10 protein-coding genes are annotated in these 7172 nt (G+C 53.0%); 8 read left to right on the top strand and 2 right to left on the bottom strand.

Features of this window, described 5'->3' with window-relative positions; genetic code table 11:
• Positions 1-487 precede the first annotated feature (487 nt).
• The 8 genes from B9Z50_RS17205 (at position 488) to B9Z50_RS17245 (ending at position 5646) form a co-directional block, all read left to right on the top strand.
• Complete coding sequence (locus B9Z50_RS17205) at positions 488-763, top strand: DUF3303 domain-containing protein (protein WP_108365976.1); 276 nt, start codon at positions 488-490, stop codon at positions 761-763.
• A gap of 197 nt (positions 764-960) precedes the next feature.
• Positions 961-1290: a nuclear transport factor 2 family protein gene (locus B9Z50_RS17210; RefSeq protein ID WP_108365977.1), complete on the top strand. Its 330-nt coding sequence runs from the start codon at positions 961-963 to the stop codon at positions 1288-1290.
• Between the two features lie 143 nt (positions 1291-1433).
• The gene (locus B9Z50_RS18195; RefSeq protein WP_370463097.1) at positions 1434-1844 is read left to right on the top strand and encodes a putative quinol monooxygenase; all 411 of its coding nucleotides are present in this window, start codon (positions 1434-1436) and stop codon (positions 1842-1844) included.
• Positions 1757-2542 (top strand): enoyl-CoA hydratase/isomerase family protein, encoded by a 786-nt coding sequence (locus B9Z50_RS17220; RefSeq protein WP_108365979.1) that lies wholly within the window; start codon positions 1757-1759, stop codon positions 2540-2542. Before B9Z50_RS18195 ends, B9Z50_RS17220 begins: the two co-directional genes overlap by 88 nt.
• A 324-nt stretch (positions 2543-2866) precedes the next feature.
• Complete coding sequence (locus tag B9Z50_RS17230; protein WP_108365980.1) at positions 2867-3469, top strand: glutathione S-transferase family protein; 603 nt, start codon at positions 2867-2869, stop codon at positions 3467-3469.
• A gap of 9 nt (positions 3470-3478) precedes the next feature.
• Positions 3479-4216, top strand: a complete 738-nt coding sequence (locus B9Z50_RS17235) for an SDR family NAD(P)-dependent oxidoreductase (RefSeq protein WP_108365981.1) — start codon at positions 3479-3481, stop codon at positions 4214-4216.
• A gap of 64 nt (positions 4217-4280) precedes the next feature.
• On the top strand, positions 4281-5195 hold the full coding sequence (locus tag B9Z50_RS17240) for an AEC family transporter (RefSeq protein WP_108365982.1): 915 nt from the start codon (positions 4281-4283) through the stop codon (positions 5193-5195).
• A 37-nt stretch (positions 5196-5232) separates the two neighbouring features.
• Positions 5233-5646 carry a GFA family protein gene (locus B9Z50_RS17245; RefSeq protein ID WP_108365984.1) on the top strand — a complete coding sequence of 138 codons (414 nt, stop codon included), beginning with the start codon at positions 5233-5235 and terminating at the stop codon, positions 5644-5646.
• Positions 5647-6379: 733 nt separating this feature from the next.
• Here the strand turns inward: B9Z50_RS17245 and B9Z50_RS17250 are convergent.
• Both B9Z50_RS17250 and B9Z50_RS17255 read right to left on the bottom strand, forming a co-directional pair.
• The gene (locus B9Z50_RS17250) at positions 6380-6634 is read right to left on the bottom strand and encodes a DUF3303 domain-containing protein (protein ID WP_108365985.1); all 255 of its coding nucleotides are present in this window, start codon (positions 6632-6634) and stop codon (positions 6380-6382) included.
• Positions 6635-6690: 56 nt separating this feature from the next.
• Positions 6691-6978: a hypothetical protein gene (locus B9Z50_RS17255; protein ID WP_108365983.1), complete on the bottom strand. Its 288-nt coding sequence runs from the start codon at positions 6976-6978 to the stop codon at positions 6691-6693.
• Between the last annotated feature and the right edge of the window lie 194 nt (positions 6979-7172).

The raw sequence follows: 7172 nt of genomic DNA on the forward strand, positions 1-7172 counted from the left end.
CAGCCTGACCGCCTCCATCTTGAATTCCAGCGTGTACTTGGCCCGTTTCCTCGTTTCACTCATCTCGTTCTCCTTGAACTGATTTTTAACCATCAGCTAAGCAGTACGTTTTTCGGGGGCAAGGTCAATAAGCTGGGAAGTCTGTTGCCACTTCATTAACTCCACCCCTATTTATGCGAGGGTAAGTAAACATCATTGGCTGAGACATAAGACCCCTCATAGCTGTTCAGTCGATATTGGCAGCATAGGTTATCGGGTGGTTAGCCCATAACATGTTCATTCGAGGTAGTGCGAGGCTAGACACCTCGTTAGACCTAATCTACCCCCCTCAAGCGAATGGTTGGGTGTGCAGATTCACCACCCTCAAGCGCCCCCTTCAGTCTACTTTTAACTATGACGACACCAAGCTTTTACCAATGTTTGTGAAATCGACTTTAGCTACTCTCAACATTAATGTTTTTGTTTGATATGTATATAAGGAGCGTTTATGTTGTTTATTTTTTCTTGGACCCATACACCTGCCGCGCGCGACGTAACCATAAAGCAATTCATGGCAACGGGGGGGATGCCACCTGCGGGTATAGACATGCTGTCGCGTTACCACAATTTGGACGGAACAGGCGGATTTGCGATTTGTCAATCAACCGATGCATCCGCTTTAGCTTCGTGGGCACTTGATTGGAACGGACTAATAGAAATAAAAATTGTTCCCATCATGGACGATGAAACGATCTCGGGTGTTTTGGGACCAAGGTTTGCCTAACTGAAGCAGCGCCCGGATTGATGTGAAGAGGGAGGCGCACGAGCTACTTACAGCCTCAAGCGACCCCTTAAGCACCTTTTCAATCAACACCCGAATTATTAGGCATTCGATATTGGTCGTAGTTTTCGAGAAAACCGAGCTATTGGCAAGAGAGCGAATCGGGTTAATTTAACCACTCACTTACAGGGGCATATTCAATGACTATTTTTGAAAAACTGAGCGCTGCTATGGCAAAGAAAGATTTCTATGCATACATGGAACTTATTCATGAAGATGCTGTCATCGTCTTTCACAAATCAGGTAGTAAATTTTCCAAAGCCCAATGGGGAGAAATGTGCGAGGGCATGATTGCCAACGAAAAATTTGTTCAAGAGTCAACCCGCTGTGTTTATGAAAACGACGACATCCTGGTGAAACACGACTTTATGTCTTACCCAGACGCGACCAAAGAGGCCGTGATGAGTGTCCATATGCTGAAGGACGGGAAAATAATCAAAATGGAAACAGGTGCAACGCTTCTGAGCTGATTTTTCTTTTTATGTAGTCAGGAAGCGGTGGGAAAAAGAAGTAATGAGCCTGATCAGTTGAACGCTGGCTCTTTGATGGCGACGGGCGTTATTTGCCCGTATAGCCTGTCGTAGTATTTGCAGAAAGGTTTTGTATGTCAGTTATGGTCACAGTGGAGATACCCGTACAAGCGGGAAAAATGGGGGCATTCTTAGAGTTCGTGGTCCAGGCTTTACCCGCGACACGAGCTTTCGACGGCTGTTTGAAAGTTGAAGCATTCGTCGAGGATGGTGAGCGGTCTCTAGTTTTGGTTGAAATGTGGGAGACGCTGGGTCACCAAACAGCCTATATGAAATGGCGCATGGAAACAGGGTTGGCGGATGCGCTCGCGCCGTTCGCATCCGGTCCCCCCAGCTTTCGCACAGTTTTGAATTGGAACGACAGGCCGCAAGGCGTGCGCCGTAAAATCTGCCAAAGGTCAAACATATGGATTATGAAACACTTCGCTTCGAGATTGCCGACGGCATTGCGACAATCACTTTGGACCGTAAGGACAACCCGGCCAACGCACTGAACGCGCGGATGGCCGAAGAGCTGTTTGATGTCGGTGTACGTTGCGGTGCGCCCGACGTGCGCGCCGTGATCGTTACCGCCACGGGCAAGATGTTCTGCGGCGGCGGTGATCTAGCTGAAATGGATGCCGCACCCGACAAACCCGCGCATCTGACCCGAATGGCCACGCTGCTGCATGCAGGGTTGATCCGGCTCGCCCGGATCGACGCACCTGTCATCATGGCTGTGAACGGAACCGCAGGCGGTGGTGGGTTCTCCATGGTGCTATCCGGTGACTATGTCATCGCGTCCGAAAGGGCCAAGTTTGTCTCGGCCTACACGTCCTCCGGGCTGACACCGGACGGATCGTCGACCTACTACCTTGCGAAACACGTCGGGTTGCTGCGAGCAAAAGAGCTGATGCTGACAAATCGCGTCCTGACAGCTGACGAGGCTCAGGCCTGGGGCCTGGTCAACAAGGTGGTCCCGACAGAGACCGTGATGGACGAAGCCCGAGCAATGGCGCAATGCATCGCCAGCGGGCCGACCAAGGCTTTTGGCGGTGTGAAAAGACTTCTGGACACGGCATTTTCAGATGGCTTGGAAACCCAGCTGGATCGCGAGACGCGCTCTATCGCCGACATGATGCGCACAGCGGATGGTCCTGCCGGGATCGCGGCTTTTCTGGCCAAGGAAACGCCCCGGTTCGAGGGGAAGTGATCCGGTCTTCAGCGACAGCGTATCGGGCAACGTTTCAAACATCGATAGGGGGCAGTAATGAAGACGGATGAAGAAAAGACACCAGGCCTTCGGGCGGCCATTTTGGCTGGGTGTATGGTGGCCTTTCTGGGATTTGGATTTGCCGCACGATCAAAAGCGTCCATTCATCGCCGACTTGCGCAACGGCGCGCGCGATGGTGCAGGTTTGCGACGGAAGGTCAGAGCGGCTCATCAAAAGTCACTTCTTTTTTTAAATTGACTAACTTCTAAAGTTGAAGTCTCCTGCTTGTCAACAAATCCCGTCGCATATTCGAGAGGCCTCAAATGAAAGTCTACTTTGCCCCCCAGTCACGCGCCGTGCGCACGGTTTGGCTGCTCGAAGAAATGGGTCAGCCTTATGAGCTGGTGAAATTCACTTTGGGCCAGAAAGAAATGCGCGGTCCGGACTACACGGCGATCAACCCTAATGGCCGGGTGCCCACACTGGTTGATGGCGATATCACGATCAGCGAAAGCACCGCGATTGCCCAGTATCTAGCGGCCAAATATGCACCCGCCTTGGCACCGGGCCCGGACGCCCAGAACTTTGCCGAATACCTGCAATGGCTGCACTATGCCGAGGGCATGATCATGCCACCGATCAACAACTATGTGGTCGAAACCATCCTTCTCCCCCCTGAACGGCGCAACGATGAGATCGCGATGCGCGCGCTCAAGCTTTTGAACCGCACGCTCGCGGCGGTCGAGCATCATATGGAAGGGCGTGACTTTCTCTCCGGGGATTTCACGATTGCGGATACCATCACCGGACACGCAGTCGTCATGTCGCGTCGCCTTGGTGCGGCGTTCGAAAACCTGCCGAACCTCTCGGCCTACGCGGATCGACTAGAGGCCCGCTCCGCCTTCCAAACGGCAGAAGCAGCATAGAGTAACAATATGACCGCAAAGCCCATCTGTCTGATCATCGGTGCCGGAGACTACATCGGTGCTGCCATCGCCAGGCGATTTGCCAGAGGCGGATTTCATGTTGTGATGGGTCGCCGTCGGGGGGAAAAGTTTGCCCCCCTGATCGCCGATATCGAAGCAGAAGGCGGCAGCGCCCAGGGGTTCACTTGGGATGCCCGCAAGGAAGAGACCGCGACCGAGATGTTCGCAATGGTCGAGGCCGAGATCGGACCGATAGAGATCTGCATCTTCAATGTCGGCGGCAATGTGCGGTTCCCCATTCTGGACACAACCGAGCGCGTCTTTCGCAAGGTGTGGGAAATGTGCGCCTATGCTGCGTTTCTTTCGGGGCGTGAAGCGGCGAAATATATGGTGGAGCGACAGAAAGGCTCGATCTTTTTCACCGGGGCAACGGCCTCAGTCCGTGGCAGTTCGGGATATGCCGCCTTTGCCTCTGGCAAATTCGCGCTGCGGGGACTTGCCCAATCCATGGCGCGCGAGTTGGGCCCCAAAAACATCCATGTCGCGCACTTGGTCATTGATGCAGGCGTCGACACCGCCTTTGTCCGCGACCGGGTCCGACAAGCGGGCAATGATCCCGATACCCTGCCCCCGGATACGCTGATGAACCCAGACAGCATTGCCGAAGCCTATTGGACCCTGCACCACCAGACGCGCGACGGCTGGACCCACGAACTGGATATCCGCCCCTTCGCCGAAACATGGTGACAGCCGACAGCCTGTGCGGTTCCAGACAGGCCGGTCTTCCACCAGACAAGCAGAAAGAGACGCTATGCTCGACCAATTGCTGAACGGCGTGCTGCCGGTGTTTGGGATTGGCGCGCTTGGCTACGTGTTTGGCCTGCGCGGCACTTTCGATTTCAACATGGCCATGGCCCTGAACAAATTTGTGATGTTTGTCGCCATGCCCGCACTGGGGTTTCAATTGCTGGCCAATGCCCCGCTGGCAGAGTTCAACTTTGCCATGCTGGGTGGGTATTTCGTCACCGAAGTGGTGATGTATGCGGTCGGATTTCTGATCGCGCGGCGGGTCTTCAAAACCGATGTTATGGAGGCCGCCCTTCTGGGCCTGGCCATCGCCCTGACCAACCATATCCTCTTCGTTCTGCCGATTGCGGTCACCCTGTTCGGAGAGACCGCCGCGATGCCGATTGTCGCGATCATTTCCATGGACGGAATCCTGATTTTCAGCGGTTCTTTGATCCTGATGGACGTCCTGTCCACCAAAGGTGCCTCTCTTGGGCACACGCTGGGAAAGATCACGCGAAATCCACCGCTGGTTGCCATGGTACTTGGCCTAGTGATCGGACTGTTGGGCGTCTCGGTACCCACAGGCTTTGATATCTTCGCGGATTTCTTGGGCGCAACAGCCTCGCCTGTGCTGTTGTTCGCGCTTGGCGTTATTCTGAGCCAGAAGGCCAGCGGCGCGCGCGCCATGTTGCCAGTGGCCATTGCCGGTGTGAAGCTTGTGGTTCACCCATTGCTGGCCTGGGCCATCTTTGCCGGGGTGTTGCAACTGACGCCCGAGGTACGCAACCCAGCCATGATGGTGGCCGCCGCCCCCTGCGGGGCCATGTGTTTCATGCTGGCGCTGAACTATGGCGTGCGGGTTGACGCCATCGCGCGCGCCATTCTCTATTCATCGATAGGGTCTTTGATCACAATCACGGTGGCTGCGTCGCTCTGATGCGACAAACAAATGATCCGTGCAGCAAGGAGGAATGATGACAGATAGTTTTTCATGCGGCTGTGCCTGCGGTGCCATCCGCTACCGCTCAACAGGTCCTGCGCGATACATGGGCAACTGCCATTGCCGACATTGCCAGCAAGCAACCGGGGGCGCTTATTTCCCGGCGGTTCTGGTCAAACAATCCGACTTTACGATTGAAACGGGCGAGCCAAGCTGGTTCGACCGCCCCGCTGATCGCGGACATGCCATGCGCCGAGGGTTCTGTGCAACATGCGGCTCGCCCTTGTTTCTGATCAATGGCGCTGGCGAGGGTGCGATCGTGATCTATGCCGGCAGTCTGGACGATCCGAGTTGGTACACCCCAAGTCGCGACATCTTTGTCAAAAGTGCACAGCCTTGGGACGTTATGGATCCGGCCCTGCCTAAGTCCCAGGCGATGCCCGGATAGGAAGCTATGCCGCGAAGGCTTTCTGAAGCAGATAGCTCCGAACAAGCCCCGGGAGCATTCGGATTTCCTTGTTGCGGACCCGCGCCATTTGCGAATTACCCATTTGATATCATTGATATTGGGTCGCAGGTTGAGAGTAGACAACCGTTTCAGAGTCCCGAAGTTGGACTGACCCAAAGCTTAAAGGCTGGACATGTCCGGAACGGCTCAGAGTCGTCGTTCGCCGCGCCGATCACGAACGGCCGCTATGCGGCGAAATCGAGGGTTCGGATGTCCTGAAGGAGCTGCCGAAATTCAGCCTCGGGAGCTACGCACATAGTTCTATACGTGTTCAGGAAGGGCATCGTCAGAAGCTATCAGCCATCTGATGCTTAGAATTTCGATGAGCCAGCCTCTGACACGCAGGTGCTAGTTGCTACTCATTAAGCTTGGTATAAATAAATACGGCAGTCGCAAGTTATTTGGCTGCGTTCTACAGGCCGAGGGGAATTGTATGCAGGTCAGGGTGTCCGTCTTCAAATGGTTTGAGACAGATGGGTTAATTTCTCAACGGAGAGATTGGCTCATTGGTTTTAAAGTTTAAACGGTTTCAATTTCATCTTCACTCCTTGAGTTGAACGATGAACCAAAACCCTCCTTTAATCAAGTACCCCTATTTGTCTCACACACGCTGACGTCGGACAAGCTGGCATATCGCTTTAAGCAGTAGAGCATTTCGGTTGGCTCAACGTAGTTAACGCTGCATAACCGGCGTTACTTCAAAGTGAGCCATCTCTAAAACTGGATCAAAAGCAGCATCAATTTCTTCAAAACTATCTGCTTCAACAACCATATAACCCCTATGCTCAAGTCTGTTTACGTAATTTGCGTGAATCTTAAGCCCGTGGTCTGATAAACTTGCGAGCGTATTTTTCCACAGCGGCCCTCTTTCAGGATCATGGGTTTGGCAAGTTGAATAGTCGTGTGTCATCGTAATCATAAATAACATCATAGATCTCCATTTCGTGGCACCAAAATTAAGTCAGCGGAAGGCAGCAAAGACTGTTATTCGATGGTGCTATGAATTAGGTCACCACTTAAAGCTATGGTGTGTCGGTTGATCGCATCAAACTCTTGCAGAAGATGCCGTTGACCATCCAGCCAATTTACACCGTCAGCTGCATCTTGAGTAAGTATTTCCGAATTTCTTATCACAATTGCATGAAGCTCATCTCCTGATCGCATAAGATGGAAAATGCGGTGCTTACTTCCATTAAATGCGGTGATACCAGCGACAAATTCATCAAAACATTCAGGCTTAGGTTTGAACCTAATAATAGATAGTTTTTGCATTATTTCTCCAATTCAGGTTGATTTAGGTTTTGTTGTGATCGAACGCGTCATCGACCGCGTGCAGGTGGGCTGACCTTGCCCCCGAAAAACGTACTGCTTAGCTGATGGTTAAAAATCAGTTCAAGGAGAACGAGATGAGTGAAACGAGGAAACGGGCCAAGTACACGCTGGAATTCAAGATGGAGGCGGTCAGG

The sequence above is a fragment of the Limnohabitans sp. Bal53 genome (assembly GCF_003063355.1).
In the GTDB taxonomy this organism is placed as follows: Bacteria; Pseudomonadota; Gammaproteobacteria; order Burkholderiales; family Burkholderiaceae_C; genus Limnohabitans_A.